Origin of the sequence: Achromobacter mucicolens (assembly GCF_902859725.1) — a bacterium.
Lineage (GTDB): Bacteria > Pseudomonadota > Gammaproteobacteria > Burkholderiales > Burkholderiaceae_B > Achromobacter > Achromobacter mucicolens.
Genome location: NZ_CADIJP010000005.1, coordinates 60,632 through 86,194 on the forward strand (window position 1 = coordinate 60,632; position 25,563 = coordinate 86,194).

The following is a 25,563-nucleotide window of genomic DNA, read 5'->3' on the forward strand; positions in this document are numbered from 1 at the left end:
CGCGGCGCAGGAGAACTGTCATGGCAGCAAGAACCATATGGAAAGGGGCCATTTCCTTCGGTCTGGTTCACATCCCCGTGGGCCTGCACACGGCCACCACCGAGTCGGGCGTGGATTTCGACTGGCTGGACAAGCGCTCGATGGACCCGGTGGGCTACAAGCGCATCAACAAGCGGACCGGCAAGGAAATCGACAAGGACAACATCGTGAAGGGCGTCGAGTACGAGGACGGCAAGTACGTCATCGTGTCGCCCGACGAAATCGCCGATGCGTATCCCCGGACCACGCAGACCATCGAGATCCAGCAGTTCGTGGACGCCACGGACGTGTCCTTCGTCTATCTGGAGCGGCCGTATTACGTTGCGCCCATCAACAAGGGGCACAAGGTGTATGCCTTGCTGCGGGACACCCTGGCCAAGACCGGCAAGATCGGTATCGCCAAGGTCGTGATCCAGACCAAGCAGCACCTGGCCGCGCTGATCCCGTCGGGTGACGCGCTGGTGCTGAACCTGATGCGTTGGGGCGACGAGGTCAAGTCGTTCGAAGGGCTGGATCTTCCCAAGGCTGGCGCCAAGAACATGACGCCCAGCGCCAGCGAGTTGAAGATGGCCAAGATGCTGGTCCAGGACATGTCCGGCGAATGGGATCCCGAACAGTACCAGGACGAATTCAAGGCCGCGGTGATGGAGCTGGTGGAGAAGAAGGCGCGCGCCGGCAAGACGGAGACGGTCATCGAGCCGCAGGAAGAGTCGCCCACTTACGCCGACAACGTCATCGACCTGACGGAGCTGCTGCAACGCAGCCTGAAGGGCGGCAAGGGCGCGTCCAGGGCCGCGTCGTCGGCGGGCAAGGCCGGCAATGGCGCCGCAAAAAAGGCGGCCAAATCTGCGGCCAAAAAGACGGCGGCAAAGAAGACAAAATCCACGGGCAGCGCCAGCAAGGCGTCCGGTAAGACAGCCGCCAAGACGGCGAGCAAAGCGCGCAAGGCGGCTTGATCATGGCCGATTCGCTCAAGAAGTACCGCGAAAAGCGCAACTTTCAAGTTACCTCGGAACCGGCAGGCGGCGGCGAGGCGAACGAGGACGCGCGCGCTTTCGTGATCCAGAAGCACTGGGCGAGCCGGCTGCACTACGACTTCCGTCTGGAACTGGACGGCGCCATGAAGAGCTGGGCGGTGCCCAAGGGTCCTTGCTACGACCCGGCCGTCAAGCGCATGGCCGTCCAGGTCGAGGACCATCCCATTGCCTACAACCAGTTTGAGGGGCAGATTCCCGAAGGCCAGTACGGCGCGGGCAAGGTCATCATCTGGGACGAAGGCAAGTGGATGCCCGTGGGCGACCCGCGCAAGGGCTATCGGGACGGTCATCTGAAATTCGACCTGCAGGGCGTCAAGATGCAGGGCAGGTGGGCGCTGATCCGCTTAAAGGGCAAGGAAAGCGACAAGCAGCCGCCCTGGTTGCTCATCAAGGATCGTGATGCGTTCGCTCGGCCGGAGCGGGAGTTCAGCGTGGTGGACGAAATGCCCGACAGCGTGGTCCCGCTGCGCGCGGCCAAAGCGCCATCCCCAGATCGGTCCGAAGACCAACCTGAATCTTCGGCCGCCGGCCAACGCGCCTTGCCCGGCGTGGCTGCAGATTTGCCGGCGCATCTGAAACCACAGCTCGCCACGCTGGTGGACGGCGTGCCGCACCACGCCCCGGACTGGCTGTACGAAATGAAATTCGACGGCTACCGGATGGTGGTGCGGATTGAAGGCGACGACGTGCGCCTTTTTACCCGCAACGGCCACGACTGGAGCGCCAAGCTGCCTCATCTAGTCGAAGCGTTTCGCGCGTTGCCTGCCAAATGGGCCTGGGTGGATGGCGAAATCGTGATGCTCGACCGCGAGGGCATTCCGAACTTCCAGGCGCTGCAGAACGCCTTCGACGGCGAGCGCACGCAAGATATCGTCTTCTACGCCTTTGATCTGCCTTTCATCGGGCAGCGGGATCTGCGCCAGGAACCCCTGACGGTGCGCAGGGCGCTGCTGCAGCAACTGATGGACACCACTGAAGACGATCATCTGCGATTCAGCGAGGCCCTGGAGGCCGCGCCGTCGGATCTGGTGGCGACAGCCTGCAAGATGGGGCTGGAAGGCATCATGGCCAAGCGCCTGTCCTCGCCCTATGTGTCGCGCCGCACAAATACCTGGGTGAAGGTCAAATGCGCCCGGCGCCAGGAATTTGCCATCGTCGGCTACACGGCGCCGAAGGGCAGCCGCGCGGGGCTGGGGGCGCTGCTGCTTGCCGTGACCGAGCAGGATGGCAGCCTGCGTTATGCCGGCAAGGTCGGCACAGGTTTCGATGACGCCAGCCTGGTGTCGCTGCAAAAGCGCCTGGCGTCCATCGAGACCGACAAGAAGCCTGTCGCGAACGCGCCCGCCGCAGGTGGCGTACGCTGGGTCAAGCCCGAACTGATCGCAGAGGTGTCGTTTGGCGAGTGGACGGGGGGCGGACACATCCGTCATTCTGTCTTTCGAGGACTGCGGCAGGACAAGCCGGTGCGGGCCATTTCCAGGGAGAAGGCGGTGCCAGTCAAAGACATCGAGGGCGATGCGGGCGCGACCAAACCGGCCAGCAAAGCGGCACCCGCCTCAAGGGCCAGCCGCGCCAAGGGCGGCAAGCTCACCAATCCGGATCGCGTCATCGATCCGTCCACCAAGCTCACGAAGCTGGATCTGGCGCGCTATTACGCGCTGGTGGCGCCGCTGATGCTGGAACACCTGAAGGGACGCCCGGTGTCGTTTCTGCGCGCGCCGGCCGGCATCCAGGGCGAATTCTTCTTCCAAAAGCACCTTGAAGCCGCCATGCCGGGCGTCAAATCCTTGCCGGCCAAGCTCGACCCGGACCATCCACCGCTGCTCGAAGTGCCCACGGCCGAGGCCATCATGTCCGCGGTGCAGATGAATGTGGTCGAATTTCACACCTGGAACGCGGTCAAGACGTCCATCGGCAAGCCGGATCGGATGCTGTTCGACCTGGACCCGGGCGAGGGCGTGCAGTGGCCCGCGATGCAACAGGCCGCGAACCTCGTGCGCGTGCTGCTGGAAGAAATCGGGCTGAAAGCGTGGCTGAAGACCAGCGGCGGCAAGGGCCTGCACGTGGTCGTGCCGCTGCGCAAACAGTACGACTGGGACACGGTGAAGCGCTTTTCCCAGGTGATCGTGCAGCATCTGGCACGGACACTACCGCAACTGTTTGTGGCCAAGAGCGGGCCAAAGAACCGGGTCGGCAAGATCTTTGCGGACTACCTGCGCAATGGATTTGGCGCGACCACCGTTTGCGCCTGGTCGGCGCGGGCACGTCCCGGTCTGGGCGTGTCGGTGCCCGTCAAGTGGGAAGAGCTGGACAAGCTAACGGGCGGGGCGCACTGGACGATCCAGGATATCCACGCCCGGCTGGACGCGGGCAACACCCCATGGGACGATTACGCGCCGCAGTCCCTCGCGCCCGCCATGTCCGCCATGGAGTTCGCGCCATGAGCAGGATCTCCCTTGTGCTGTGTGGATCTCCCAAGGAGTTGCGCTATGCCACCCCCTGTCGCCAAATCCAGCGTGATGGACCACCCGGAAGGGTATGGAATCGTCAGCCGCGTCCTGCATTGGCTAATGGCGGTGCTGCTGGCGTGGCAGTTCATCAGCGCGGCGGCGCGGCAATTTTTTCCGGACACCCCCATCGAGGACTTCTTTTGGGCGTCGCACACGTCGCTGGGTCTGTTGCTGCTGATCCTGGTCGTCGTACGCGGCGCGTGGGCCCTCGCCAACCTGAGACGGCGTCCGAACAGCGGCCTGATGGCGGGCTTCGGACACTTACTCCTGTACCTCATGATGATCGCCATTCCCACGTTGGGACTGTTGCGGGCGTATGGCCGGGGCAGGGGATACTCGGCTTTCGGCATCCCGGTTTTCAGCCCCCGCGACCAGGAAATCGAAGCGCTGGTCGAGTTGGCCAATGCCTGGCACGGACTGCTGGGCTGGACGCTTCTCGCGGCGGCGGCGGGCCACGTCCTGATGGCCTTCCTGCACCGCGGCAGGGACGGCCGGCGCGTATTGACGCGCATGACCAAGGGGCAATGACGGCCGGCGCGCCGGCCTGCACAGGAGGCAATCATGCAGCGCGATGAGCTCTTGGCACTGATGATCTCGGTGTCCGCGCCGGCGCCCCGGCTGGACGAATGGGACCGGGTGCTTTCCATTTACGCCGGGTACCTGGAAGGCGTCGCACCCAAGCTGTCGGAGAAGGAGCTGGGCAATTTCATAGGCGCGGGCGCCATGTTCTACCGCACGTTGTGCCAGGCGGACTCCTATCGCCAGGAATCCGTGTGGGGGCGGCGCAAAAAGGAAGGATAGCCACGCCTGTTGACGCGAACTTCACATTGGCGGTTGACGCACCGCACGGAAATCGCGGGGGACCCAACCTGCCGATTCTGGTTCGTGGGCGACCTGATCAACCGCGGTGCTGCCAATGCCGAGGTCTTGCGCCGGGTCATGTCCCTGGGCGACCGCGCGACCGTGGTGCTGGGTAATCACGACCTGCGCGCCCTGGGGGTGGCCGCAGGTTGCCTGCGCCCCGACCCCCGCGACACGTTGGATGATCTGTTCAACGCGCCGGATGCGGACGAATTGCTGGATTGGCTGCGCGCGCAACCGCTGATTCACGTGCAGGGCCGGCATGTCCTCGTGCATGCCGGGCTCTTTCCCGGATGGGACGTGGCCCAAGCCGTGGCGCTCGCCGGCGAGGTCCAGGACATGCTTCGCGACGATGATTGGCGCGTACACATGCGCACGCTGACCGGCACCGCGCCGCTGGCGTGGAGCGCCAATCTGGATACGCAGCAACGTCTGCGCTTCATCGCCAGCGCATTTACGCGTATGCGGCTTTGCACCCGCAATGCAGTGCTGGCGCCCGGCGCCAAGTCCACCCCAGGGCGCTGGCCTCGCGGCACGTTGCCGTGGTACGACCTGCCGCGGCGCGCGGACGCCAGCAACACCATCGTCTTCGGCCACTGGGCGACACTGGGGCTGCTCGTGCGCACGGACGCCGTGTGCCTGGACACGGGCTGCGTGACGGGCGGGCCGCTGACTGCCTACCGGCTTTCCGACCACAAATTGGTACAGGCCCCGCGCGAAGCGCTTGCCCGGGCGGCTTGAACGGTCACGCGAACAGCCGATAGGCCACGCCCAGACTGAACAGAAGCGCCGTGCCAATGGCATAGAACGCCAACGACAGCCAGGCGCTAAGCGGCACGCGCGCCGGCGCTTCGGCCTGACCCGCCGATTGCGCCTCGGGCGGAATTTCATCATTGGCGGCCGTGGGGCAGGGGAGCCGGCCATCCGCGACTTGGGCGGGTTGGGCGCCGCGCGCAAGTCCCAAGGAAATCAAGGTGTTGCCGACCGGCGTCGGCGAGAGAACGGGTTCCGGTGAGCTCATGGGAGCCTCCGCAATCAGGGTTAAGTGACGAAAGGCGAAACGCCTACAGCAAGCGGCGTGCCCATGCCCGGCCTTGCGCGCCGGACCGCCAGCCGGACGCTCCAAAGGCGGCCCACTTCCCGTCTCCCTCCCAAACACTTACGATACGGCAGGCGCCGGGCGTTTCCGCCCCGCTTGCCCGACTCGACTGACACGTGACGGCCGCATTTCAACCACGGAGCATTCATGAACGGTTACCCAGATACTCTTCTCCTGATCGACAACGAATGGCGCGAGGCCCGAGGCGGCGCGCGCATCGACGTCGTGAACCCCGCCACCGGCCAGAAGATCGGCCAGGTGGCCAGCGCCTCCCGCGAGGACCTGGACGCGGCGCTGGCGGCAGCGCAACGCGGTTTCGAGACGTGGCGCGACACGTCCGCACACGAGCGTTGCGCGGTCATGCGCAAGGCGGCTGTCCTGCTGCGCGAGCGCGCGGACAACGTGGCGCGCCTGTTGACGCAAGAGCAGGGCAAGCCGCTGGCCGAGGCGCGCGGCGAAGTGCTGGCGGGCGCCGACATCATCGACTGGTTCGCCAACGAAGCCCTGCGCGTCTATGGCCGCATCGTGCCGTCGCGCAACCCGGCGGCCCAGCAATTGGTCATCAAGGAGCCCGTCGGCCCCGTCGCCGCGTTCACGCCTTGGAATTTCCCGGTCAACCAGATCGTGCGCAAGCTGGGCGCCGCGCTGGCCACGGGCTGCTCCTTCCTGGTGAAGGCGCCCGAGGAAACCCCGGCGTCGCCTGCCGCGCTGCTCAACTGCTTTGTCGACGCCGGCATCCCGAAGGGCGTGCTGGGCCTGGTGTTCGGCTCGCCGGCCGAGATCTCCAGCTACCTGATTCCGCATCCGATCATCCGCAAGGTCACCTTCACCGGCTCCACGCCGGTCGGCAAGGAACTGGCCGCGCTGGCTGGCCGCCACATGAAGCGCGTCACGATGGAACTGGGCGGTCACGCCCCGGTCATCGTGGCCGAGGACGCCGACGTCGAACTGGCCGTCAAGGCTTCGGGCGGCGCGAAATTCCGCAACGCCGGCCAGGTTTGCATTTCGCCGACCCGTTTCCTGGTGCACAAGAACGTCAAGGCGGCTTTCGAGCAGGCTTTCATCGCGCACGCCGAAAAGCTCAAGCTGGGCGACGGCCTGACCGAAGGCACCACGCTGGGCCCGCTGGCCAACGACCGCCGCCTGGCGGCGATGGACAAGATCGTCAAGAACGCGGCAGAGAAGGGCGCACGCGTGGCCACTGGTGGGCAGCGCGTGGGTGGCGCCGGTAATTTCTTCGCCCCGACGATCCTGACCGACGTGCCGCTCGAGGCCGATATTTTCAACGAAGAGCCGTTTGGTCCCATCGCGGCGATCCGCAGCTTCGAAACCCTGGACGAAGCCATCCGCGAAGCCAACCGCCTGCCGTTCGGCCTGGCGGCTTATGGTTTCACCCGGTCGATCAAGACGGTGCACGAGCTGTCGCGCCGCCTTGAAGTGGGCATGCTCTGGGTCAACCAGCCCGCAACGCCCTCGGCCGAGCTGCCCTTTGGCGGCGTGAAGGATTCCGGCTACGGTTCCGAAGGCGGTCCCGAAGCGCTTGAGGCGTATCTGGTCACCAAGGCCGTGTCGGTCGTGGGGGTCTAAGCTCCGGCGTCTGACCCATCTGGTTTGGCAACAGGCCGTATCCGAGAAATCGGATACGGCTTGTTCGTTTCCGGATTCGACGCTCTCCAAATGAAAGGCGTGCTTACGCACCGTTGCCGGTCGGGCCCGCCGACCGAAGGTAAGGTCTGTCTGACAATGACGTCCCCCGGAGATAGACGCATCGATGTTTTCCTTGCCGCCCATCAAGACCCTAGCCCGGCACAAGCCGGCCGGCTCGGCCATGAATTGGCTTTTGGAGCGCAAGCAGTTCGTCAAGGCACTGCTTTCCAACCCCTCGGCGGTCGGCGCGGTAGCGCCTTCCAGCGCCGCGCTGGCCGCGGCCATCACCGAATCGATCCCGCCCCGCGCCGGCAAGGTCCTCGAACTGGGGTGCGGGACTGGCGTGTTCACTCGCGAAATGCTGCGCCGGGGCGTTGCGCCATCGAGTCTGGTACTGGTGGAGCAGGATTCGGACATGAGCTCCAGCTTGCGCAGCCAGTTTCCAGAGGCGGCCGTGTTGCAGGTGCCTGCCCAGGATCTGTCGCGCGACAGCCATCCTGAACTGCAGGGGATCGGCGCGGCGATTTGCGGCCTGCCGCTGCGCAACATGAGCGGCGTGCATCACCTCAAGCTGCTTACCGCCGTCTTCGAGGCAATGCCGCCGGGCGCATCCATGCACTTCTTCACGTATGGCGTGAAATGCCCGATCTCGGCGCGCGTGCTCGATGACTGTGGACTTCACGCCCGGCGCGTGCGATTCGTGCCCATGAACCTGCCGCCTGCCTCTGTTTACAGCCTGAGCCGGACGCCCTGAGAGCACGGGCGGGACGGGCGCGGCTCATTGAGAGGCACGTCCGCCCGCGGTACGGCGACGTCGGGGGAGGGCTATGCCATGAACGTCAGCATGCCGTTGGTGAGGTCGTACATCGACCCGACGATCTTGATCTTTCCTTCCTTTTCCAGCCCCGCAAGAATGGGGCTGTTCTTGCGGATGGCCTCGACGGTGAGCTGAACATTGGTACGCGCCACCGCGTCCACGAATTGCGCATTCTTGCCGCTGCGGTCGCCCGTGTACTTGGTGGCCTCGACCGCCGGCTTGATCACGTCGAGCAATCCGGTCAGATGGCCGAGCTGAACATTGTCGATCGCGCCGGCCACCGCGCCGCAAGCCGTATGCCCCATGACGAGGATTACCTTGGCGCCCGCCGCCGCGCAGGCAAACTCCATGCTGCCGAGCAGGTCGTTGTTGGAAATGTTGCCGGCGATCCGCCCGTTGAAGGTTTCGCCGATGCCCGTGTCCAGAATGATCTCGGCGGGCGCGCGCGAGTCGATGCAGCTCAGGATGACCGCCGCCGGGTATTGGCCCAGGGCGCTGGACCGCTTCTGCGCAAGGTAATCGTGCTTCTGGGGCTTGCCCGCGCGAAAGCGCGCATTGCCCCGTTTCATCATGTCAATCACCTGGTCCGGCGTCATTGCGTCGCGCTGTGCCTGCGATAACGACGCCGCCTGCGCGTCGTTCGGGGCGACTGCCACGCCGGCCATCACCGCAGCCGTTCCGGCGGCCACGCCCGCCTTCAACCAGCCGCGCCGGTCCAGGTTCAGAGGGTGCCCAGCCATGCAACAATCCTTGATCGCTTCCATGAGGTGTCCCCAAAAAGCAGCCCAAAACGATAGACCGCGGGACGCGGCTATTCAATGATGGGCCGGCCACACTTGCCGTTTTCACGGCGACAGCCATTCTGTTCCTGTTTGCGGCGGTGAACAATGCTTCTTGTTTTCCCGACCGATGAGTGGCATAGTTTTTCGCACGACAGGCCCCCGGGCGGGTTCGGGGCGGTTAAGACAGCGAATACGAATGGTGCCCCATGAGATACCTGTACATCGTATTGATTGTGTTGCTCACGGCGATGGTTCTGTCGTTCAAGGTCCAGAATTTCGATTCCGTCACCCTGACGCTCTGGACATCCACCATCACCTTGCCGACGTCGGTTCTCGTCGTCGGCGTCTACATCCTGGGCATGCTGACGGGCGGCTTTCTGCTCAGCCTGTTGCGCACCGCATTCCGGGGCGCGGCCAGCCGTCCCGCCGGTCCCACCCCCTGAAGATTCCCCAAGCGCTACCCGGCTAGCCGCCGTGCGTCCGCAGTCAGGGCGCGAACGCGTACTTAGGAGCAATCCCGATGAAAAGGCTATTCCTTGTCTTGTCCACGTGCGTGCTGGCCGGTTGCGCCGGCACGGTCGCGACGAAGAACGATCTGGCCAAGTACGGCACGCCACCCAGCGATGAAGACTTGTACCAGTACATGTCGACGCTGCGCGATTCCATGCCGCCCACCCGGTATGTCAGCTACCGCGACAAGGGATATGCGGAATCGGTTAAGAAGACCACGTTTGCGGGCGAGGACGGCAAGCCCATGTCGGGTTGGGAGTACGACTTTGACGTGGCTGCCTATGACCAGCTTGGTCCCGACCAGCCGCAGTGGACCGCGCGGCGCGTCGTGTTCTTCAATGGCCGCGCCATAGGCGGCTTCGATGCGAATGGGAAGTTCATGCGCGCCAGCGCCCAGCCATCCGCGGCTGCGCCTGCGCCCGCACCGGCGCCTGCGCCCGCGGCCTCGCCGGCGCGTCCGCGCTAGGCCCGGATTTCCCATTTCCGCCGTTCCGGAGACCCCATCATGCAAAAGCCTCAGCAGGCCGCCCCGCGTAGCCCCCTGACCCTTCTCGCCGCAGGCGGCATCCTTGGCCTTGCCGCCATCCTTGCTGGCTGCGCCAATCCCTCCGCGTCCTCGCGCGTCTACACCTTCGACCAGGCGCAGCGCGCCCAGACCGTCACCCTCGGCTACGTCATTGGCGTGCGGCCCGTCACCATCCAGGCCAGCCAGACCTCGGGCATGGGCATGATCGCGGGCGGCGCGTTGGGCGCTGTCGCCGGCAACGCCGTGGGCGGCGGCTCCGGACGGCGCATCACCACCGTCGGCGGCGCCGTCGGCGGCGCGATGGCGGGCAACGCAGTCGAAAACGCCAGCATGCGCCGTGCGGGCCTGGAAATCACCGTGCGCCTGGATTCAGGCGACGTACGCGTCATCACACAGGAAGCGGACGTGCCGATCTCCACCGGCCAGCGCGTCCAGGTGGTCACCCAGGGCGGCGTCAGCCGCGTCGGCGGCATCTGACGCGTCTTGGGGTCCGCATCCGGTTCGCGATTCGGGCCGGATGCGGGGCGTTCGCCTCGCCGGCCGCGTCTTAAGATTCTCTTCATCCTGTCGCGTATAGTCGGCGCATGCGTATCCTACTGGCCGAAGACGATGTATCCCTGGGCGAGTCGATCGAATCCTGGCTGGAGCTCGACGGCTACGTGGTCGACCGCGTGACACGCGGCGATCTTGCCGAAACGGCGCTGGCCGCCCACGACTACCACTGCGTGCTGATCGACCGCGGGCTGCCCGGCGTCTCGGGGGACGACCTGTTGCGGCGGCTGCGTGCGCGTCGCGACAACGTGCCGGCCATCATGATCACCGCCCGAGACGCGGTGCCCGACCGTATCGAAGGCCTGGATTTGGGCGCGGACGACTACCTCGTCAAGCCTTTCGACCTGGACGAACTGTCCGCGCGCATCCGCGCTGCGCTGCGCCGCCGCGACGGACACGCCACCCCTGCGCTCGAGCATGGTGGCGTCTTGCTGGACGTGGCGGCCAAGCAGGTGCGCTTCAATGGGGCGCCGGTCGAGCTGACGGCGCGCGAGTTCGCCATCCTGCACGCGCTCATCCGGCGGCCGGGCCATATCGTGTCCCGCGCGCAGCTGGAAGAGGCGCTGTATGGCTGGGGCGACGAAGTCGAAAGCAACACGATCGAAGTCCACATCTACAACCTGCGGCGCAAGCTGTCTTCGGACCTCATCAAGACCGTCCGCCGCCAGGGCTATCGGCTGGCGGACTGAGATGCGCTGGCGCAAGACGTCTCCCCGGGCCGAGCGCGGCTATTCCCTGCGCCGGCGCCTCATCGGCACGACGCTCGGTTCCAGCATCCTGGTGGGGCTGGTCAGCACCGTGATCGTGCTGGCCATCGCGCGCAAAGAGGTCAACGACGCCTATGACGACTGGCTGGAAGAGGGCGCGAGGCTAGTCCTTGCGCTGGGCGAGGGCAGCATCGGTCGGACGGCGGGCCAGCCCGCCGCTGGCGACACGCAGCCGGCACTTCGGTTGGACTATCAGCTGGTCTCGCGCACGGGAGAGGTGCTGCTGCGGGGCGAAGATGCGCCCAAGCTTCCATTTGTGCCGCCGGACCGGCGCGGCGACCGCTATTACGACGTCCGTGCCGACGGCGAGGACTGGCGCGTGTACGTGCGCCATCATGACTCGCTCGGCTTCTCGGCCCAGGTCGGTCAGGAGATGGACGACCGTACCGATCTCATCTGGGACATGCTTGAGTCGCTGGCGTGGCCATTGGTCGGCCTGTGGGTCCTGCTTGGGCTGATCAACTGGTTCCTGATCTGGCGTCTGCTCAAGCCGCTTGCGCGCATGGCGCGCGGCATCGAGACCAAATCGCCGTCCGACCTGTCGCCGGTGGCCGAAGAGAGCAGGGCGCATGAAGTGCAGTCCATCACGGCAGCCCTGAACCGCCTGCTTGGCCGGTTGGACCACGCGCTTGAAGCCGAAAGGCGCTTCACGGCGGATGCAGCGCATGAGCTGCGCACGCCGCTTGCGGCCCTGGCGTCGCGGATCCAGGTCCTGCAACGCAGTCATCCCGCCGAACAGGCGCCGGCGCTGGCCGCGCAATTGCATCGCCTGCGCGCCGACATGATGCGCACGACGAGCCTGGTCGAAAACCTGCTGCAACTTGCCCGGCTGGACCCGCAATCGGGCGACGCCATGCCGCGCGAGCGCATCGACGTCCCCAGCCTGCTGCAAGATGCGGTGGACGCCTGCGCGCCCGCGGCGGCGGCGCGCGGCGCCACGATCACGATTGCGGCGCGCGAAAAGGAACTGGTCGGCAACCGGGACGCGCTCTTTACCGCCTTGCGCAACCTCATCCATAACGCGGTGTCGTACGGCCGCGAGGGCGGACAGGTGCGGGTCACCGCCGAACGCGCCGGGCAGCACGTCGCGCTCAGCGTGAAGGACGACGGGGAGGGCGTGGCCCCAGCCGATCTGGAGCGGCTGACGCAGCGCTTTTACCGCGTCCTGGGCACAAACGTGCCGGGCAACGGCCTGGGACTGTCCATAGTGGCGCGCGTGGCCAACATGCATCGCGCGGAACTACGGTTCGGTCCTGGGCTGGACGGCCGGGGATTGGGCGTCACGCTGCTGCTGCCGCTAGACATGAACGGGTGACGCAAGAATCCGCGTCCCCGCGCAGGGATAAGGTCTGCTTCATCTTCGGGGCGTCAAATGGCGCCATGTTCAACAGCGAAGCGCAATCCGCGCAAGGAGCCGCACCATGACCCAGATCTCTCGTCGTTCCTCATTCATCCGCACCTTCCTGGCCAGCGCCGTCCTCGCGGGCGCCGCCGTCGCGGGCGTGGCGCACGCCCAAGGCTACACGGGCCCCAGCACCGGCAAACCCGCTGCCCAAGGCTACAGCGGCCCCAGCACGGTTGCCGTCACGACGGTCAAGGAACTCCTGGCCAATGGCCGGGACGACCAGAACGCCATCCTGCGCGGCCGCATCGTGTCGCACGACGGTGACGATCACTACACCTTTGACGACGGCACGGGCCAGATTCGGGTCGAAATCGATCACGAGGACTTTCCGGCGGGCCAGAAGATCGACGACAAGACCCAGGTCGAGTTGCGTGGCGAACTGGACCGTGACCGCAACAACGTCGAGTTCGACGTCGACAGCGTCCGCGTGATGTAAAGCGCGCGCGGCGGGCGCATACGTTATCCTGTCGACCTCCGATTCGATACCCGTGCCTGTTTGTCGTGAATCCCGTAACGTCCCCCGCCGCGGTCCAACTGCCCGAAGCCTCCATCCGCGCCACCGTCCGGTTGCCCATCCGCCTTACCGATGGCACCGAGGCGCTGGCGCTGGCTTATAGCTTTCATGGTCTGGCCGATGCGCGCGATCATCTTGCCCTCAAATTCGGGCAACCCGGCCCGCAACCGCTCGTCCGGCTGCACTCCGAGTGCATGACGGGCGATGTCTTCGGATCGCTGCGCTGCGACTGCGGTCCCCAGCTTCAGGAAGCGTTGCGCCTCATGAGCCAGGAGGGCGGCTATCTGCTGTACCTGCGCCAGGAAGGGCGCGGCATCGGCCTGTATTCCAAGCTTGACGCCTACCGGCTGCAGGAACTGGGCTACGACACCTACACTGCCAACCTGGAACTGGGCCACGGCCTGGACGACCGCGACTACACGCCGGCCGCCCAGATGTTGCGGGCATTGGGCGTCGACAATCTTGAACTGCTGACAAACAATCCCGACAAGCGCACCCAGCTCGAACGCATGGGCATCCGGGTCAGCGGTTGCCGCCTGACGGGCGTATTTCCAAACGAGCACAACAAAGGCTATCTGCTGGCCAAGGCGCTGCGCACGCAGCACCGCATCGAACTCGGTCAGACCGAGGAGTAACGAAGCGATACGCCCGGCAGCCCCTCCCGGCATAAGGAGAAACCCTTATACTCTGGGCCGGTCGTTGGGCCGCATTGCCGGCTGCATGGCCGTATCGTTTTGGAATCCCCTATGAATCAACAACATAAAGACCTGTCCGCGCTCGCAAAAGCGTGGCTGTTCGTGCTGGGCGCCTGCATTCTGGCGGCCGGACTCTTTTTCGGTTACCAGGGTGCGCGCCTCGTGGCGCTGAACGGAAGCTGGTATTTCGTGATTTGCGGCGTTGTGCTGGCCATCTCCGGCATCCAGATCGCGCGCCGCCGCGCCAGTGGCGGTCTGCTGTACGCGTTGGCCCTGATCGGCACCGCCATCTGGGCGGTGGCAGAGGTCGGCCTGCAGTTCTGGCCGCTCGTGTCGCGTGTCCTGGTGTTTGTCGGCTTTGGAATCCTGGTGGCACTGTCGCAGCCGCTGCTGCGCCGCGCGCAGAACCAGCCGGCCAGCCCCGCACCGTCCCGCATCGCCGCCGCCGTGCTGGCGCTGGCCTTCATTGCGACAGTTGCCGGCATGTTCGTCCCGCACGCGCCGCTCTCGCAAGGCGAGACCCTCGCGCTCAAGCCTGTTGCTCCGGGCCAGGAGCAGAAGGACTGGGCGCATTACGGCAACACCGCCGGCGGCACGCGCTTCGCGGCGCTGGACCAGATCACCCGTGACAACGTCAAGGACCTGCAGGTCGCCTGGACCTACCGCACGGGCGATACGCCCGTCAGCCCCGGTGGCGGCGGCGCCGAAGACCAGCAGACCCCGCTGCAGATCGGCAACCGCGTGTTCCTGTGCACCCCGCACAACAACGTGATCGCGCTGGACGCGACCACGGGCAAGGAACTCTGGAAAGTCGAGATCAACGCCAAGCAAAAGAAGTGGATGCGTTGCCGCGGCCTGGCTTACTTCGACATCGATGCGCCGCTGGAGCAGCCCACCGTCGAAGGCGCGACGCCCGTCAAGACCGTCAGCCTGGACGCGGGCGCCGCCTGCCGCCGCCGCATCCTGATGAACAGCGTGACGCCCGAACTGATCGCGCTGGACGCCGACACGGGCGCGTTCTGCGCCGATTTCGGCAAAGCGGGCCGCGTCGACCTGCGCGCCGGCATGGGCAAGGGCGCCGACAAGGGCGAGTACTACCCGACCTCGGCCCCGACGCTGGCCGGCACGACCATTGTGATCGGCGGCCGCGTCGCGGACAACGTCAGCACCGACATGCCTGGCGGCGTGGTGCGTGGCTTTGACGTCATCACGGGCGAGCTGCGCTGGGCGTTCGACCCCGGCAATCCGCAAGACAAGGCCGCGCCCGCCGACGGCCAGACGTACGCACGCTCGACCCCGAACGTGTGGGCGCCGATGTCGTATGACGCACAGTCCAACACGGTCTTCATGCCCGTGGGCAGCGCCGCCGTGGACCTGTGGGGCGTCAAGCACACCGCGCTGGACCGCAAGTACGGCGCGTCGGTGCTGGCGGTCGACGCCAGCACCGGCCAGGAAAAGTGGGTCTACCAGACCGTGCACGACGACCTCTGGGACTTCGACGTGCCCATGCAGCCGACTTTCGCGGACTTCCCCGTGGACGGCAAGAACGTGCCCGCGCTCGTCTTCGGCACCAAGGCCGGCCAGATCTTCGTGCTGGACCGCCAGACCGGCAAGCCGCTCACTCGCGTCGAAGAACGCAAGGTGCCGGCCGGCAACATTCCCGGCGAAACCTACTCGCCGACCCAACCCTTTTCGGTCGGCATGCCTTCGATCGGCGCCAACGACCTGAAGGAATCGGACATGTGGGGCGCCACGCCGTTCGATCAGCTGCTGTGCCGCATTCACTTCAAGTCCAAGCGCTACACGGGCCTGTTCACCCCGCCGGGCACCGACGCATCGCTCAACCTGCCCGGATCGCTGGGCGGCATGAACTGGGGCGGCATTTCGATCGACCCGGTCAACGGCTACCTGTTCATCAACGACATGCGCGTCGGCCTGGAAGTGCAGCTGGTCGAAGCCGGCGCCAACGCCAAAAAGGGCGACGGCAATGAAGCCGCCGCAATCCAGGGCCCCGTGGCCCTGGCCGGTACGCCTTACGCGATCAACGCCAAGGTGCGATTCATGTCGCCGCTGGAAATCCCATGCCAGGCGCCGCCGTTCGGCACGCTGACCGCCGTGGATCTGAAGACGCAGAAGATGGTCTGGCAGGTGCCGGTCGGCACCGTGCAGGACACCGGCCCCTTCGGCATGAAGCTGGGCCTGCCGATCCCTATCGGCATGCCCACCATCGGCGGCACGCTCGCCACCCAAGGCGGTCTCGTGTTCATCGCCGCCACGCAGGACTACTACCTGCGCGCCTACGACGCCGGCACCGGCAAGGAAGTGTGGAAGGTCCGTCTGCCGGTCGGCAGCCAGGGCACGCCCATCAGCTACAAGTCGACCGTCGATGGCAAGCAATACATCATCATCTCAGCCGGCGGGGCGCGCAATTCGCCCGACCGTGGCGACTATGTGATTGCCTACGCATTGCCGGGCAAGGTGTAAGCCGCGCGGCAACGCAAGGATCTGGGCGCTCCGCGGAGCGCCCATTTTTTTGCAATCTAACCGCTGTGGCGATGCTTGCCGGTCTTGATGAACAAGTCGGAGAATGCCTCCCAGTCGTTCAGATAGACGAAAAGCTCTCCCTCATCGCCTTCACATATCGCCGACCCTCGGCTGCTTTCCTCCCAGAATGTGTAGAACGGGAGGCGACGGATGTCTTCGAGACGCACCAAACGGTCTTTCACGACAGGCAAGCCAAAATAGGTTGTGGTCATTTCCCGGGCCTTGGTGATGTGCGCATTGGCCGCAAATTCCAGCCGGTGGGCGCGTGCGCGGTGGGCGGCTATTGGGTCAACCGATCCTGGACAGACTGGATCGGCGACCGGCTAGGAAAAAGCTTAGCCGGGAAGCGAATCGCCAAGAAGAGCTAAAGGCGGTAGTTCGGCCGCACTGCTTCGGGGCGGTCATCGCGACACCTGGAACCAACCGCTCATCGAGCGCAATTGCCGGCATATGGCCGCGCCGGTGCCGCCCGCTGCGCCGACTTGCGCGACGGGAAGCAGGTCCTTGTCCGGATCGTAGGGCAGGGAAGGGAGCACCACGGGATTCAGCAGGATCGCGGACAAGGGCGCGACCAGCGCAATCGGATTGCCCATAGCTGAACCCGCAGATCAAAATGGCATGAACCGTAGGAGTCGCCGGCATCGCCTTGGGCAATCGCGATGCCTTTTGCTTCATTTCTTGCAGAAGAGTTCTGCGGAATATCGCGGAGATCGACGGCTGGGCGATCGATACACTTTCAGGCGGAGACAACTGAAAAAGAGCAACACATGCCTATCGTCACACGCCGCCGCATGCTGCTGGGCAGCGCAGTCCTCAGCGCACTGTTTTCGTTCGGGGCTGGCGCGCAAACCGATTATCCGTCGAAACCTGTCCGCCTCGTCGTCCCGTATCCACCGGGGGCCGCCACCGACGCCATCTCGCGCGCGTTCGCCCAACAACTGGGCACGATCATGGGCCAACCGGTCGTCGTCGAAAACCGGCCAGGCGCTGGCTCTGCCATCGGCATCATGGCCGTCAAGAACAGGCCCGCGGACGGATACACCTTGCTGGTCCACGCCGAAGGCTTTTACAGCGCAAAAATCACGACACCCGCCGCGGACTACGAATTCTCCGACTTTGAAATCCTGGCGCCGCTGGGCCAGAGCAGCTACGCCTTCATCGTGCCGTCCGACCGAGGCTGGAACCGCCTGGAAGACTTGAAGGGCATTAACCGGGAATTGGATATTGGCGTCGCCGACCTCGGCGTGGGCACATACTCCACGCTCGCCGCGAGGCTGGCTGCAGGGCTGCGGACGCAATACCGTCCCATTCCATTCAAGGGCGGCGCGGAAGGGCTGACGGCGATTCTTGGCGGGCAGATCGACGGCTACTTCACCACGATCGGCACCACCCAAAGCGTCAAGGACAATCCGCACGTCAGGGTGCTGGCCTATACCGGCCGCAAAGGAAGCGTCAGTCATTTGCCCGGAGTGAAGACGTTTGCCGAGCTTGGCGTGCCGAACATGGTGTTCCACAGCAGCTACAGCGTTGCAGTGCGCAGCGAAACGCCAGAGCCCGTCAGGACGAAGCTGGTGGAGTTCGTGCGTCAGGCTGCCACTTCAGCGGCGATGGAAAAGGCGCGGCGGGATTTGTATTTGGAGGGATATGAGGGATCTTTGGACGACTACAAGCAAGAGCTCAAGGCGTTGGCCGGTGAGTTCGCGGCAAGCGCCAAGGGGCAGAAAAAGGAGTAGCGGGTGGTTGGTCTGCATCGGTTGGCGACGATAATGGCTCCGAGCTGCGAAGGTCCGTAACCGGTGTGGTGATCGCTCCAGCTTAAGTACGCATAATGTGTATTATGTAAAGTAAAGGATCCTGGTGGATAGAATGTTTGGCTCCCCTAAATAGCCACACCGCCCCAATCAATCGCCCGTTCCCATGTCCATCCGGTCTGCCACCCCTGCGTTAGCAGCCGCGCTCCTGTTCGGCGCCAGCACGCCCTTCGCAAAAGCTCTGGTCGAAGGCGTCCCGCCGCTGTTGCTGGCCGGGCTGCTCTATCTGGGCAGTGGCTTGGGTCTCGGCATCCTCCTGGCATTGCGCCACGTCTTGCATGCCCGGACATCGACCGTTCCTTCCCCCTGGCGGATTCCTCGGGCTGATCTGCCCTGGTTGGCGGGCGCAATTGTCGCGGGCGGCGTACTTGGCCCTGTCCTGCTGATGCTGGGGTTGACCCAGACCAGCGGCGCGTCGGCCTCCCTGTTGCTCAATGTCGAAGGCGTGCTTACCGCGGTCATCGCCTGGTGCTTCTTCAAGGAAAATGCCGACCGCCAGATCGTGATGGGCATGATTGCCATCGTTCTGGGCGGCGTCTTGCTGTCCTGGGAGCCCGGCGGCGCAACGCTGTCGACCGGGGCGCTGCTGATCGTGGGCGCCTGTCTGTGCTGGGCGGTGGACAACAACCTGACCCGGCGAGTCGCCTGCAATGACGCCATGCTGATTGCGGGCATCAAAGGCTTGGCAGCGGGCATCGTCAGCACAACCCTGGCACTGCTCGGCGGCGCCGGCTTTCCGTCCGGCGCGGTGGCGGGCGCCAGTCTTGCCGTGGGATTTTTCGGTTATGGATTGAGCCTCACGTTGTTCGTGGTGGCGCTCCGGACGCTGGGAACCGCCAGGACCGGCGCGTACTTCTCCGTGGCGCCGCTTTTTGGGGTGGCGATATCTTTTGTTCTGTGGCCAGAAAGCCCCGGTCTACTCTTTTGGCCGGCCGCGGCCTTGATGGCGCTTGGCGTTTGGCTGCACGTGCGCGAACGGCATGCGCACGAGCACACCCACGAACCGCTTGAGCACAGCCACCGGCATGTGCACGACGATCACCACCAGCACACGCACCCATTCGCCTGGGATGGCGTGGAACCACACACCCATCCTCATCGTCACGAACCTCTGACGCACACCCATCCGCACTACCCGGATATTCATCACAGACATCCACACGGTCGCGCACGCAAGAAAGGAAGTTCTCGGGGCTCTCGCTAATAGTTCAATAATCGTTGTATGATTGAACAATGAACGAAGAGCAAGCTATCTCGGCGCTAGGCGCCCTCGCCCATCCTCAACGGCTGCGGACCTTCCGCGCACTGGTCGTGGCGGGTCCGCCGGGACTGATGCCCAGTGTCCTGGCAGACCAACTGGGCGTTGCGCGCAATACCCTGTCCTTTCATCTGAAAGAACTGTCGACGTCGGGCCTGGTCACTGTCGAGCAACAGGGGCGCAACCTGATCTACCGAGCCGACTTCTCGCAGATGAGCGGATTGCTCGGCTATCTGACTGAGCACTGCTGCGCGGGCACGGCCTGCGAACCTTCCCTGCGTGCGGCTTGCACGACCTGCTGATCAAACTCCGGAGTAAACCCGATGTCGTCCACCACACAGGCCGCGCCGGCTCAGCGCCCGCGCCCCGGGATGAGTGTTTTCGAGCGCTATCTCACCCTATGGGTGTTTCTCTGCATCGTGCTAGGCGTGACGCTTGGCCAACTGATGCCCGCATTGTTCCAGACCATTGGCCGCCTCGAAGTCGCTCAGGTCAACTTGCCGGTGGGAATTCTGATCTGGGTGATGATCATTCCCATGCTGCTCAAGGTGGATTTCGGCGCGCTCGGCCAGGTCAAGCAGCACTGGCGCGGCATTGGCGTGACGCTGTTCATCAACTGGGCCGTCAAGCCGTTTTCGATGGCCTTTCTGGGCTGGCTTTTCATCCGCCAGATTTTTTCGGCCTGGTTACCCGCCGACCAGCTGGATAGCTACATTGCCGGCTTGATCCTGCTGGCGGCGGCGCCGTGTACCGCCATGGTGTTCGTCTGGAGCCGCCTGACGGGAGGCGATCCGGTGTTCACGTTGTCCCAGGTCGCATTGAACGACACCATCATGGTGTTTGCCTTCGCGCCCATGGTGGGCTTGCTGCTCGGGCTGTCGGCCATCACCGTGCCTTGGGACACGCTGCTGGTGTCCGTCGGGCTGTACATCGTGATTCCGGTGGTGCTTGCCCAGCTCTGGCGCCGCGCCCTGCTTCGTCGCGGTCAGGCGGTATTCGACGCCGCCCTGGCGCGCATCGGGCCGTTCTCGATGGCGGCGCTGCTGCTGACGCTGGTTCTGCTGTTCGCTTTTCAGGGCGAAGCCATCATCGGCCAACCTTTGATCATTGCGATGCTGGCGGTGCCGATTCTCATCCAGGTGTTTTTCAATTCGGGTCTGGCGTACTGGCTTAACCGCCGCGCAGGAGAAAAGCACAGCATTGCCTGCCCTTCCGCGCTGATCGGCGCATCAAACTTCTTCGAACTGGCCGTGGCGGCCGCGATCAGCCTGTTCGGATTCCACTCTGGCGCGGCATTGGCCACCGTGGTGGGCGTGCTCATCGAGGTGCCCGTAATGTTGCTAGTCGTGCGGATCGTCAATCGGACCAAGGGTTGGTACGAGGCCGGCGCCATCCGGCGCTGAGTGGTGGCCGCCGGCCTGCCCGACATTCCTTAGAGAGAGGTTTTCATGAGTTCCATCACGATTTATCACAACCCGGCCTGCGGCACGTCTCGCAACGTCCTCGGGTTGATTCGCAACAGCGGCGAAACGCCCACGATCATTGAGTACCTGAAGTCCCCGCCGGACGCCGCCACGCTGCGGTCGTTGATTGCCGATATGGGCATCTCCGCTCGCGAGCTGCTGCGCCAGAAAGGCACGCCTTACGACGAATTGGGGCTGTCGGATCCGAAGTGGACAGACGACCAACTGATCGGCTTCATGCTTGAGCACCCTATCCTGATAAATCGCCCGATCGTCGTGACCCCGCTGGGTACGCGGCTGTGCCGGCCGTCGGAGGCCGTCCTGGACATTCTGCCTCAGGCGCAACGCGGCGCCTTCAACAAAGAGGATGGAGAACCGCTGATCGATGCGGAGGGCAACCGTGTCTGACGTGTTTGCGGATCTGCCGAATATCGATCCCGCGTACTTCAAGGAGCCGGCTCCGGCCGCGCTGTTCCCGCAGGCGCAGGCCACGCATGCGCCGCGGTTCCTGCTCTTGTATGGATCGCTGCGCGAGCGCTCGTACAGCCGGTTGGCCGCCGAAGAAGCGGCGCGCCTGCTCGAAGCCCTGGGCGGCGAAACCCGGCTCTTCAACCCCACCGGGCTGCCGCTGGTCGATGACGCCACGGAGAATCATCCCAAGGTCCGAGAGCTTCACGAGCTAGTCCAGTGGGCCGAAGGCATGATCTGGAGCTCGCCCGAGCGTCACGGCGCGATGACGGGATTGATGAAGACGCAGATCGACTGGATCCCGTTGTCGGTGGGCGCCGTGCGGCCCACCCAGGGCAAGACGCTGGCGGTCATGCAGGTTTCGGGCGGATCGCAGTCGTTCAACGCGGTTAACCAGATGCGTATCCTGGGCCGTTGGATGCGGATGTTGACCATTCCCAATCAATCGTCCGTCGCCAAGGCCTACCAGGAGTTCGACGATCGCGGGCGCATGAAGCCCTCCCCTTACTACGATCGGATCGTCGACGTGGTCGAGGAGCTGATGAAGTTCACGTTGCTCACGCGGGATACAAGCCCTTATCTGGTGGATCGCTACAGCGAACGCAAGGAAGCCGGCATGAAGAGCCGGCTTCCTTCCGTTGCGTAGACAGGGCCGTCAGGCGTTACCCCTTCTTCGACTCGGCGTACTTCGCCTTGTTGGCTTCGTTCGGCGGATACAAGCCCGGCAGCACGGCGCCGTTGTTGACTTCGTCCATGATCCAGCCTTCAAAGCGTTCCTGCTCAACGGCTGCGTCGACCACGTCGGCCAGCAGCGCGGCTGGGATGACGACGGCGCCGTCCTGGTCGGCGACGATCACGTCATTGGGAAAGACGGCCACGCCACCGCAGGCGACGGGCTGCTGCCAGTCCACGAAGGTCAGGCCGGCCACCGAGGGCGGCGCTGCCGCTCCGCTCGCCCACACGGGCAGCTTGGTTCCCAGTACACCGGCCAAGTCGCGCACGACGCCGTCGGTCACCAGGCCAGCCACGCCGCGCTTTGCCATGCGGGCGCACAGGATGTCGCCCCAGATGCCGGCGTCTTTCACGCCCATGGCGTCGACCACCGCGATGCAGCCGGAGGGCATCTGCTCGATGGCGCCGCGGCTGGATTTGGGCGAGGACCAGGATTCCGGCGTAGCCAGGTCTTCGCGGGCGGGCACGAAGCGCACGGTGAACGCGCGGCCGACGATGCGGTCCAGGCCCAGGGCCAGCGGGAATGCGCCGCGAATCCAGACGTTGCGCAGCCCTTTCTTCAATAGGATGGTGGTCAGCGTGGCCGTCGTGACGCCGGAAAGCGCCTTGAAATAAACCTCGTCGGAAACCGTCATGTATTTCTCCAGGTGAAATTGGAACTGGCGCTCAGCTTGAGCGCGCGCTTTCCCGTGATGCCCAAATCCATTGTTCCAGCCTTTTTAGTCAAGGGTGTCGCAAGTATCGCGCAGACGTTTGCACGCCTGCGCCAGCCGCTCGTCCGACGTCGCAAATGAAATGCGGAAGTAGCCTTCAGCGCCAAATGCGCTGCCCGGCACGACGGCGACATGCGCCGCGTCGAGAAAGAACTGGCTGACATCCACGTCGCTTTTGAGCACCCTGCCCTGCGGCGTCGTGCGGCCAATCAGCCCTTCGCAGGACGGAAACAAGTAAAACGCGCCTTCTGGCGTGCGGCAGTGAATGCCCTCGATCGCATTGAGCGCGTCCAGGCCGTGGTCGCGCCGGCGCTGGAACGCCTGATTGCGCGGTATCAGAAATTCCATCGGGCCATCCAGCGCCGCGGTTGCCGCCGCTGTCGCTGCCCTGTCTGTGTCACGGGCGGGATCGCCCCGCGTGCGGCGTCCCAGAGGCAGTGTCGAACCCTTCGGATATCCGCTGTCGCCCACAACTTGACCGGAATCAATATTTTCGCCGCGCGTCCGCTGATACTGGTTTCGTGCCCAATTTTCCCGGAGACCAGCATGTACGAGCGAATCCTTGTTCCCATCGACGGCAGCGCCACCTCGCAGATCGGCTTGAACGAGGCCATCCGGCTGGCCAAGCTGACCGGGGCGCGCATCCGTCTGATACACGTCATTGACGAGCTGTCCTTTGCCCTGACCACCGATGCCTACAGTTATCACGCGGGCGAACTCCTGGATCTGATGCGCCGCAACGGCGCGAAGATGCTGGAGACGGCGCAAGGCACCGTCCGCGATGCAGGCATCGAAGCGGATACCGCGCTCTACGAGAATCTGGACCGGACCGTCCAGCAGCGGGTGCTGGATGAAGCGGCAGCCTGGAAAGCTGATCTGATCGTGATCGGCACGCACGGCCGTCGCGGCGCGCGGCGCCTCCTTCTGGGCAGCAGCGCCGAAGGCATCCTGCGCGGGGCGTCGGTACCGGTCCTGCTGCTGCGGGCTCCCGAAGGCGTTTCCTGATCCGGGGTGTTCCGTGCTCCTGCCGCAGTCGGCGTGCGCGAATGTGCTGCTTGACCGGTACGCGGCCTGCGGGGAGCACGATGCGGCGCAGGTGTACGCGCGCGTCGCCCTGGCGCTCGCCCAGGCGGAGACGCCCGCACGGCGGGCGTCCGTCGCCCCGGCGTTTCTTCAGAACATGCGGGACGGCGCGATCGGTGCGGGGCGGATCATGGCAAACGCCGGCACGCAGGCACACGCGACCATGGTCAATTGTTTCGTGCAACCGGTGGGTGGCCATGATGCCTCACTCTCCTTTCAGGCCGGTCTGCAGCAGGCGCTTGAGACATTGGCCATGGGCGGCGGGGTCGGGTACGATTTTTCGTCGCTGCCCCCGCTGGCGGCGGGATCCCCCGGGCGGGCAGACGCCCCGACGGTCCACGAAGCAATCGACCAGTACGACGCGGCGTGCGCCCGCCTGGCATTCGAGGGCAGCCGCCGCGGCGCCCAAATGGCGGTTCTATCCTGTGCGCATCCCGACATCCTCGATTTTGCCCAGGCCAAGCACGGCCGCCGGCGCTGGCGCACCTTCAATATTTCGGTCGCGGTCAGCGACGCGTTTCTTGCCGCGGTGCAGCGCGACGAGCCCTGGCCACTTATTCATCACACCCCGCCCGGCAAAGCGGCGATCGACGCGGGCGCATTTCAGCGAACCGACGGCCTTTGGCAGTATCGCCAGGATTCGGCACGGCGCTTATGGGATGCAATCGCGCGCGAGGCCGTCCATAGTTCCGAACCGGGGTTGCTGTTCATTGACACCATCGCGCGTGCCAACAACCTGCGCGCGCTCGAGACGATCCGGGCCACCAATCCGTGTGGCGAGCAGCCGTTACCCGACTATGGATGCTGCGTGCTCGGCCCCATCAACCTGACACGCTTGGTCGAGCACCCATTTGGACTCGGTGGCCCCGCCACGGTGAACCTGGCAAAACTGGCCGGCATGGTCCGCATACAGGTGCGCATGCTCGATAACGTGATCGCGTTGACGCATTGGCCCCTGCCCGCCCACCAGGCGCAGGCATTGTCCACGCGCAGGATAGGTGTAGGTGTGACCGGGCTGGCGGACATGCTTGCGATGCTGCAATTGCGATACGACAGCAACGCCGGCCGCCAGGCCGCAAGCGAAGTGGCCCGGTGCATCCGGGACAGCGCCTACGCGGCATCGGCGGCGCTGGCCCGGGAGCGCGGGCCGTTTCCCCTTTACCGCGCAGCGGACTACCTGTCGGACGGCGCCATCGGCGACGCTCTTGCCGCCGACGTACGCAATGCCGTGCGCCGGCATGGGTTGCGAAACAGCCATCTGGTTTCCTATGCGCCCACCGGCAGCGTCAGCATCGCCTTTGCGGACAACTGCTCCAGCGGGATCGAACCGGCTTTCGGCTGGACTTACCGCCGCCGCGTGATGCTGGGCGCCGCCGCGGTTGACGTGCCGGTTGAGAACCATGCGTGGCGGCAATGGAACCTGCATTTTCCCCACAGGCCTTTGCCCGAGTATTTCCGCACCGCGCAGCAGGTAGCGCCTGAAGACCACGTGGCGATGGTGGGCGTTCTGCAACCTTTCGTGGACGCCTCCATTTCCAAGACGGTGCCCGTGCCGTCCGACTGCAACGTCGAACGCGCGCAGGCGTTGTTCATGGCGGCGTTCAAGCTCGGGCTCAAGGGGATTACCCTCTTTCGGCCAGACCCCGGACTTGCGGCGGTGCTGGGCACGGCAACCGCGGGGGCTAACGCCCTGGCAACGCCAAGCGCCTGCGAAGGGTGCGCATGAGAGA

The 25,563-nt window shown here is 64.9% G+C and carries 29 protein-coding genes; 23 read left to right on the forward strand and 6 right to left on the reverse strand.

What is annotated here, in order from left to right:
* Positions 1–20: 20 nt before the first annotated feature.
* The 5 genes from ku (at position 21) to HV786_RS07425 (ending at position 5,188) form a co-directional block, all read left to right on the forward strand.
* The gene (ku, locus tag HV786_RS07405; protein WP_128828339.1) at positions 21–995 is read left to right on the forward strand and encodes a non-homologous end joining protein Ku; all 975 of its coding nucleotides are present in this window, start codon (positions 21–23) and stop codon (positions 993–995) included.
* Between the two features lie 2 nt (positions 996–997).
* Positions 998–3,520: a DNA ligase D gene (gene ligD, locus HV786_RS07410; RefSeq protein ID WP_128828340.1), complete on the forward strand. Its 2,523-nt coding sequence runs from the start codon at positions 998–1,000 to the stop codon at positions 3,518–3,520.
* A 45-nt stretch (positions 3,521–3,565) separates the two neighbouring features.
* Complete coding sequence (locus tag HV786_RS07415) at positions 3,566–4,114, forward strand: cytochrome b (RefSeq protein WP_254599461.1); 549 nt, start codon at positions 3,566–3,568, stop codon at positions 4,112–4,114.
* Between the two features lie 33 nt (positions 4,115–4,147).
* The gene (locus HV786_RS07420) at positions 4,148–4,387 is read left to right on the forward strand and encodes a hypothetical protein (RefSeq protein WP_062839450.1); all 240 of its coding nucleotides are present in this window, start codon (positions 4,148–4,150) and stop codon (positions 4,385–4,387) included.
* 84 nt (positions 4,388–4,471) lie between these two features.
* A complete protein-coding gene (locus HV786_RS07425; protein WP_252870131.1) occupies positions 4,472–5,188 on the forward strand; it encodes a symmetrical bis(5'-nucleosyl)-tetraphosphatase in 717 nt (238 codons plus the stop codon).
* A gap of 4 nt (positions 5,189–5,192) precedes the next feature.
* On the opposite strand, the gene HV786_RS07430 is transcribed toward HV786_RS07425, so the two are convergent.
* The gene (locus HV786_RS07430; RefSeq protein WP_128828342.1) at positions 5,193–5,468 is read right to left on the reverse strand and encodes a hypothetical protein; all 276 of its coding nucleotides are present in this window, start codon (positions 5,466–5,468) and stop codon (positions 5,193–5,195) included.
* A 225-nt stretch (positions 5,469–5,693) separates the two neighbouring features.
* On the opposite strand from HV786_RS07430, the gene HV786_RS07435 reads away from it, so the two are divergent.
* Entirely contained in the window at positions 5,694–7,133 is a 1,440-nt protein-coding gene (locus HV786_RS07435) for an NAD-dependent succinate-semialdehyde dehydrogenase (protein ID WP_056317945.1), read from the forward strand.
* 241 nt (positions 7,134–7,374) lie between these two features.
* Positions 7,375–7,947 (forward strand): class I SAM-dependent methyltransferase, encoded by a 573-nt coding sequence (locus HV786_RS07440; RefSeq protein ID WP_252870005.1) that lies wholly within the window; start codon positions 7,375–7,377, stop codon positions 7,945–7,947.
* A 71-nt stretch (positions 7,948–8,018) separates the two neighbouring features.
* Here the strand turns inward: HV786_RS07440 and HV786_RS07445 are convergent, their stop codons facing one another.
* The gene (locus HV786_RS07445; RefSeq protein ID WP_223575452.1) at positions 8,019–8,750 is read right to left on the reverse strand and encodes a carbonic anhydrase family protein; all 732 of its coding nucleotides are present in this window, start codon (positions 8,748–8,750) and stop codon (positions 8,019–8,021) included.
* Between the two features lie 248 nt (positions 8,751–8,998).
* On the opposite strand from HV786_RS07445, the gene HV786_RS07450 reads away from it, so the two are divergent.
* The 8 genes from HV786_RS07450 (at position 8,999) to HV786_RS07485 (ending at position 16,245) form a co-directional block, all read left to right on the forward strand.
* Positions 8,999–9,235: a LapA family protein gene (locus tag HV786_RS07450; protein WP_056317937.1), complete on the forward strand. Its 237-nt coding sequence runs from the start codon at positions 8,999–9,001 to the stop codon at positions 9,233–9,235.
* Positions 9,236–9,312: 77 nt separating this feature from the next.
* Positions 9,313–9,768, forward strand: coding sequence for a hypothetical protein (locus HV786_RS07455; RefSeq protein ID WP_175155506.1), 456 nt, complete (start codon positions 9,313–9,315; stop codon positions 9,766–9,768).
* A 39-nt stretch (positions 9,769–9,807) separates the two neighbouring features.
* Positions 9,808–10,305: an outer membrane lipoprotein gene (locus HV786_RS07460; RefSeq protein ID WP_175210444.1), complete on the forward strand. Its 498-nt coding sequence runs from the start codon at positions 9,808–9,810 to the stop codon at positions 10,303–10,305.
* 107 nt (positions 10,306–10,412) lie between these two features.
* Positions 10,413–11,069, forward strand: coding sequence for a response regulator (locus HV786_RS07465; RefSeq protein WP_056317929.1), 657 nt, complete (start codon positions 10,413–10,415; stop codon positions 11,067–11,069).
* 1 nt (position 11,070) lies between these two features.
* Entirely contained in the window at positions 11,071–12,462 is a 1,392-nt protein-coding gene (locus HV786_RS07470; RefSeq protein WP_175210446.1) for an ATP-binding protein, read from the forward strand.
* A 106-nt stretch (positions 12,463–12,568) separates the two neighbouring features.
* Entirely contained in the window at positions 12,569–12,988 is a 420-nt protein-coding gene (locus HV786_RS07475) for a YgiW/YdeI family stress tolerance OB fold protein (protein ID WP_128827453.1), read from the forward strand.
* A gap of 131 nt (positions 12,989–13,119) precedes the next feature.
* On the forward strand, positions 13,120–13,701 hold the full coding sequence (gene ribA, locus HV786_RS07480; protein WP_418910203.1) for a GTP cyclohydrolase II RibA: 582 nt from the start codon (positions 13,120–13,122) through the stop codon (positions 13,699–13,701).
* A 111-nt stretch (positions 13,702–13,812) separates the two neighbouring features.
* Complete coding sequence (locus tag HV786_RS07485; protein ID WP_128827451.1) at positions 13,813–16,245, forward strand: membrane-bound PQQ-dependent dehydrogenase, glucose/quinate/shikimate family; 2,433 nt, start codon at positions 13,813–13,815, stop codon at positions 16,243–16,245.
* Positions 16,246–16,301: 56 nt separating this feature from the next.
* On the opposite strand, the gene HV786_RS07490 is transcribed toward HV786_RS07485, so the two are convergent.
* Positions 16,302–16,517, reverse strand: coding sequence for a hypothetical protein (locus tag HV786_RS07490; protein ID WP_128827450.1), 216 nt, complete (start codon positions 16,515–16,517; stop codon positions 16,302–16,304).
* A gap of 189 nt (positions 16,518–16,706) precedes the next feature.
* The gene (locus tag HV786_RS27565) at positions 16,707–16,898 is read right to left on the reverse strand and encodes a hypothetical protein (RefSeq protein WP_420809630.1); all 192 of its coding nucleotides are present in this window, start codon (positions 16,896–16,898) and stop codon (positions 16,707–16,709) included.
* A 174-nt stretch (positions 16,899–17,072) separates the two neighbouring features.
* Here HV786_RS27565 and HV786_RS07500 point away from each other — a divergent pair, with 174 nt between their 5' ends.
* The 6 genes from HV786_RS07500 (at position 17,073) to arsH (ending at position 21,951) form a co-directional block, all read left to right on the forward strand.
* Positions 17,073–18,038 carry a Bug family tripartite tricarboxylate transporter substrate binding protein gene (locus tag HV786_RS07500; RefSeq protein WP_128827449.1) on the forward strand — a complete coding sequence of 322 codons (966 nt, stop codon included), beginning with the start codon at positions 17,073–17,075 and terminating at the stop codon, positions 18,036–18,038.
* A gap of 184 nt (positions 18,039–18,222) precedes the next feature.
* Entirely contained in the window at positions 18,223–19,320 is a 1,098-nt protein-coding gene (locus HV786_RS07505) for a DMT family transporter (RefSeq protein ID WP_128827448.1), read from the forward strand.
* A 29-nt stretch (positions 19,321–19,349) separates the two neighbouring features.
* Positions 19,350–19,676, forward strand: a complete 327-nt coding sequence (locus tag HV786_RS07510; RefSeq protein WP_128827447.1) for an ArsR/SmtB family transcription factor — start codon at positions 19,350–19,352, stop codon at positions 19,674–19,676.
* A gap of 21 nt (positions 19,677–19,697) precedes the next feature.
* Positions 19,698–20,777, forward strand: coding sequence for an ACR3 family arsenite efflux transporter (gene arsB / locus HV786_RS07515; protein WP_128827446.1), 1,080 nt, complete (start codon positions 19,698–19,700; stop codon positions 20,775–20,777).
* 45 nt (positions 20,778–20,822) lie between these two features.
* Complete coding sequence (arsC, locus tag HV786_RS07520) at positions 20,823–21,245, forward strand: arsenate reductase (glutaredoxin) (RefSeq protein ID WP_128827445.1); 423 nt, start codon at positions 20,823–20,825, stop codon at positions 21,243–21,245.
* The gene (arsH, locus tag HV786_RS07525) at positions 21,238–21,951 is read left to right on the forward strand and encodes an arsenical resistance protein ArsH (RefSeq protein ID WP_128827444.1); all 714 of its coding nucleotides are present in this window, start codon (positions 21,238–21,240) and stop codon (positions 21,949–21,951) included. Before arsC ends, arsH begins: the two co-directional genes overlap by 8 nt.
* A 16-nt stretch (positions 21,952–21,967) precedes the next feature.
* Here the strand turns inward: arsH and HV786_RS07530 are convergent, their stop codons facing one another.
* Together HV786_RS07530 and HV786_RS07535 are read right to left on the reverse strand one after the other, a co-directional pair.
* Positions 21,968–22,672 carry a ribonuclease activity regulator RraA gene (locus tag HV786_RS07530; RefSeq protein WP_128827443.1) on the reverse strand — a complete coding sequence of 235 codons (705 nt, stop codon included), beginning with the start codon at positions 22,670–22,672 and terminating at the stop codon, positions 21,968–21,970.
* 84 nt (positions 22,673–22,756) lie between these two features.
* Positions 22,757–23,407, reverse strand: coding sequence for an aminotransferase class I/II-fold pyridoxal phosphate-dependent enzyme (locus HV786_RS07535; protein ID WP_338076528.1), 651 nt, complete (start codon positions 23,405–23,407; stop codon positions 22,757–22,759).
* Between HV786_RS07535 and HV786_RS07540 the strand changes: the two genes are divergently transcribed.
* Together HV786_RS07540 and HV786_RS07545 are read left to right on the forward strand one after the other, a co-directional pair.
* Positions 23,297–23,755, forward strand: a complete 459-nt coding sequence (locus tag HV786_RS07540; protein ID WP_056317900.1) for a universal stress protein — start codon at positions 23,297–23,299, stop codon at positions 23,753–23,755. The two genes, HV786_RS07535 and HV786_RS07540, sit on opposite strands and share 111 nt — an antisense overlap.
* A gap of 13 nt (positions 23,756–23,768) precedes the next feature.
* The gene (locus HV786_RS07545; protein ID WP_252870003.1) at positions 23,769–25,559 is read left to right on the forward strand and encodes an adenosylcobalamin-dependent ribonucleoside-diphosphate reductase; all 1,791 of its coding nucleotides are present in this window, start codon (positions 23,769–23,771) and stop codon (positions 25,557–25,559) included.
* Positions 25,560–25,563: the final 4 nt, after the last annotated feature.

Bases quoted from the DNA above. Each gene is read 5' to 3' on its own strand.
- ku (WP_128828339.1), top strand. From the start codon at position 21: ATGGCAGCAAGAACCATATGGAAAGGGGCCATTTCCTTCGGTCTGGTT.
- ligD (WP_128828340.1), top strand. From the start codon at position 998: ATGGCCGATTCGCTCAAGAAGTACCGCGAAAAGCGCAACTTTCAAGTT.
- HV786_RS07415 (WP_254599461.1), top strand. From the start codon at position 3,566: ATGCCACCCCCTGTCGCCAAATCCAGCGTGATGGACCACCCGGAAGGG.
- HV786_RS07420 (WP_062839450.1), top strand. From the start codon at position 4,148: ATGCAGCGCGATGAGCTCTTGGCACTGATGATCTCGGTGTCCGCGCCG.
- HV786_RS07430 (WP_128828342.1), bottom strand. From the start codon at position 5,468: ATGAGCTCACCGGAACCCGTTCTCTCGCCGACGCCGGTCGGCAACACC.
- HV786_RS07435 (WP_056317945.1), top strand. From the start codon at position 5,694: ATGAACGGTTACCCAGATACTCTTCTCCTGATCGACAACGAATGGCGC.
- HV786_RS07440 (WP_252870005.1), top strand. From the start codon at position 7,375: ATGAATTGGCTTTTGGAGCGCAAGCAGTTCGTCAAGGCACTGCTTTCC.
- HV786_RS07445 (WP_223575452.1), bottom strand. From the start codon at position 8,750: ATGGCTGGGCACCCTCTGAACCTGGACCGGCGCGGCTGGTTGAAGGCG.
- HV786_RS07450 (WP_056317937.1), top strand. From the start codon at position 8,999: ATGAGATACCTGTACATCGTATTGATTGTGTTGCTCACGGCGATGGTT.
- HV786_RS07455 (WP_175155506.1), top strand. From the start codon at position 9,313: ATGAAAAGGCTATTCCTTGTCTTGTCCACGTGCGTGCTGGCCGGTTGC.
- HV786_RS07460 (WP_175210444.1), top strand. From the start codon at position 9,808: ATGCAAAAGCCTCAGCAGGCCGCCCCGCGTAGCCCCCTGACCCTTCTC.
- HV786_RS07465 (WP_056317929.1), top strand. From the start codon at position 10,413: ATGCGTATCCTACTGGCCGAAGACGATGTATCCCTGGGCGAGTCGATC.
- HV786_RS07470 (WP_175210446.1), top strand. From the start codon at position 11,071: ATGCGCTGGCGCAAGACGTCTCCCCGGGCCGAGCGCGGCTATTCCCTG.
- HV786_RS07475 (WP_128827453.1), top strand. From the start codon at position 12,569: ATGACCCAGATCTCTCGTCGTTCCTCATTCATCCGCACCTTCCTGGCC.
- HV786_RS07485 (WP_128827451.1), top strand. From the start codon at position 13,813: ATGAATCAACAACATAAAGACCTGTCCGCGCTCGCAAAAGCGTGGCTG.
- HV786_RS07490 (WP_128827450.1), bottom strand. From the start codon at position 16,517: ATGACCACAACCTATTTTGGCTTGCCTGTCGTGAAAGACCGTTTGGTG.
- HV786_RS27565 (WP_420809630.1), bottom strand. From the start codon at position 16,898: ATGGGCAATCCGATTGCGCTGGTCGCGCCCTTGTCCGCGATCCTGCTG.
- HV786_RS07500 (WP_128827449.1), top strand. From the start codon at position 17,073: ATGCCTATCGTCACACGCCGCCGCATGCTGCTGGGCAGCGCAGTCCTC.
- HV786_RS07505 (WP_128827448.1), top strand. From the start codon at position 18,223: ATGTCCATCCGGTCTGCCACCCCTGCGTTAGCAGCCGCGCTCCTGTTC.
- HV786_RS07510 (WP_128827447.1), top strand. From the start codon at position 19,350: ATGAACGAAGAGCAAGCTATCTCGGCGCTAGGCGCCCTCGCCCATCCT.
- arsB (WP_128827446.1), top strand. From the start codon at position 19,698: ATGTCGTCCACCACACAGGCCGCGCCGGCTCAGCGCCCGCGCCCCGGG.
- arsC (WP_128827445.1), top strand. From the start codon at position 20,823: ATGAGTTCCATCACGATTTATCACAACCCGGCCTGCGGCACGTCTCGC.
- HV786_RS07530 (WP_128827443.1), bottom strand. From the start codon at position 22,672: ATGACGGTTTCCGACGAGGTTTATTTCAAGGCGCTTTCCGGCGTCACG.
- HV786_RS07540 (WP_056317900.1), top strand. From the start codon at position 23,297: ATGTACGAGCGAATCCTTGTTCCCATCGACGGCAGCGCCACCTCGCAG.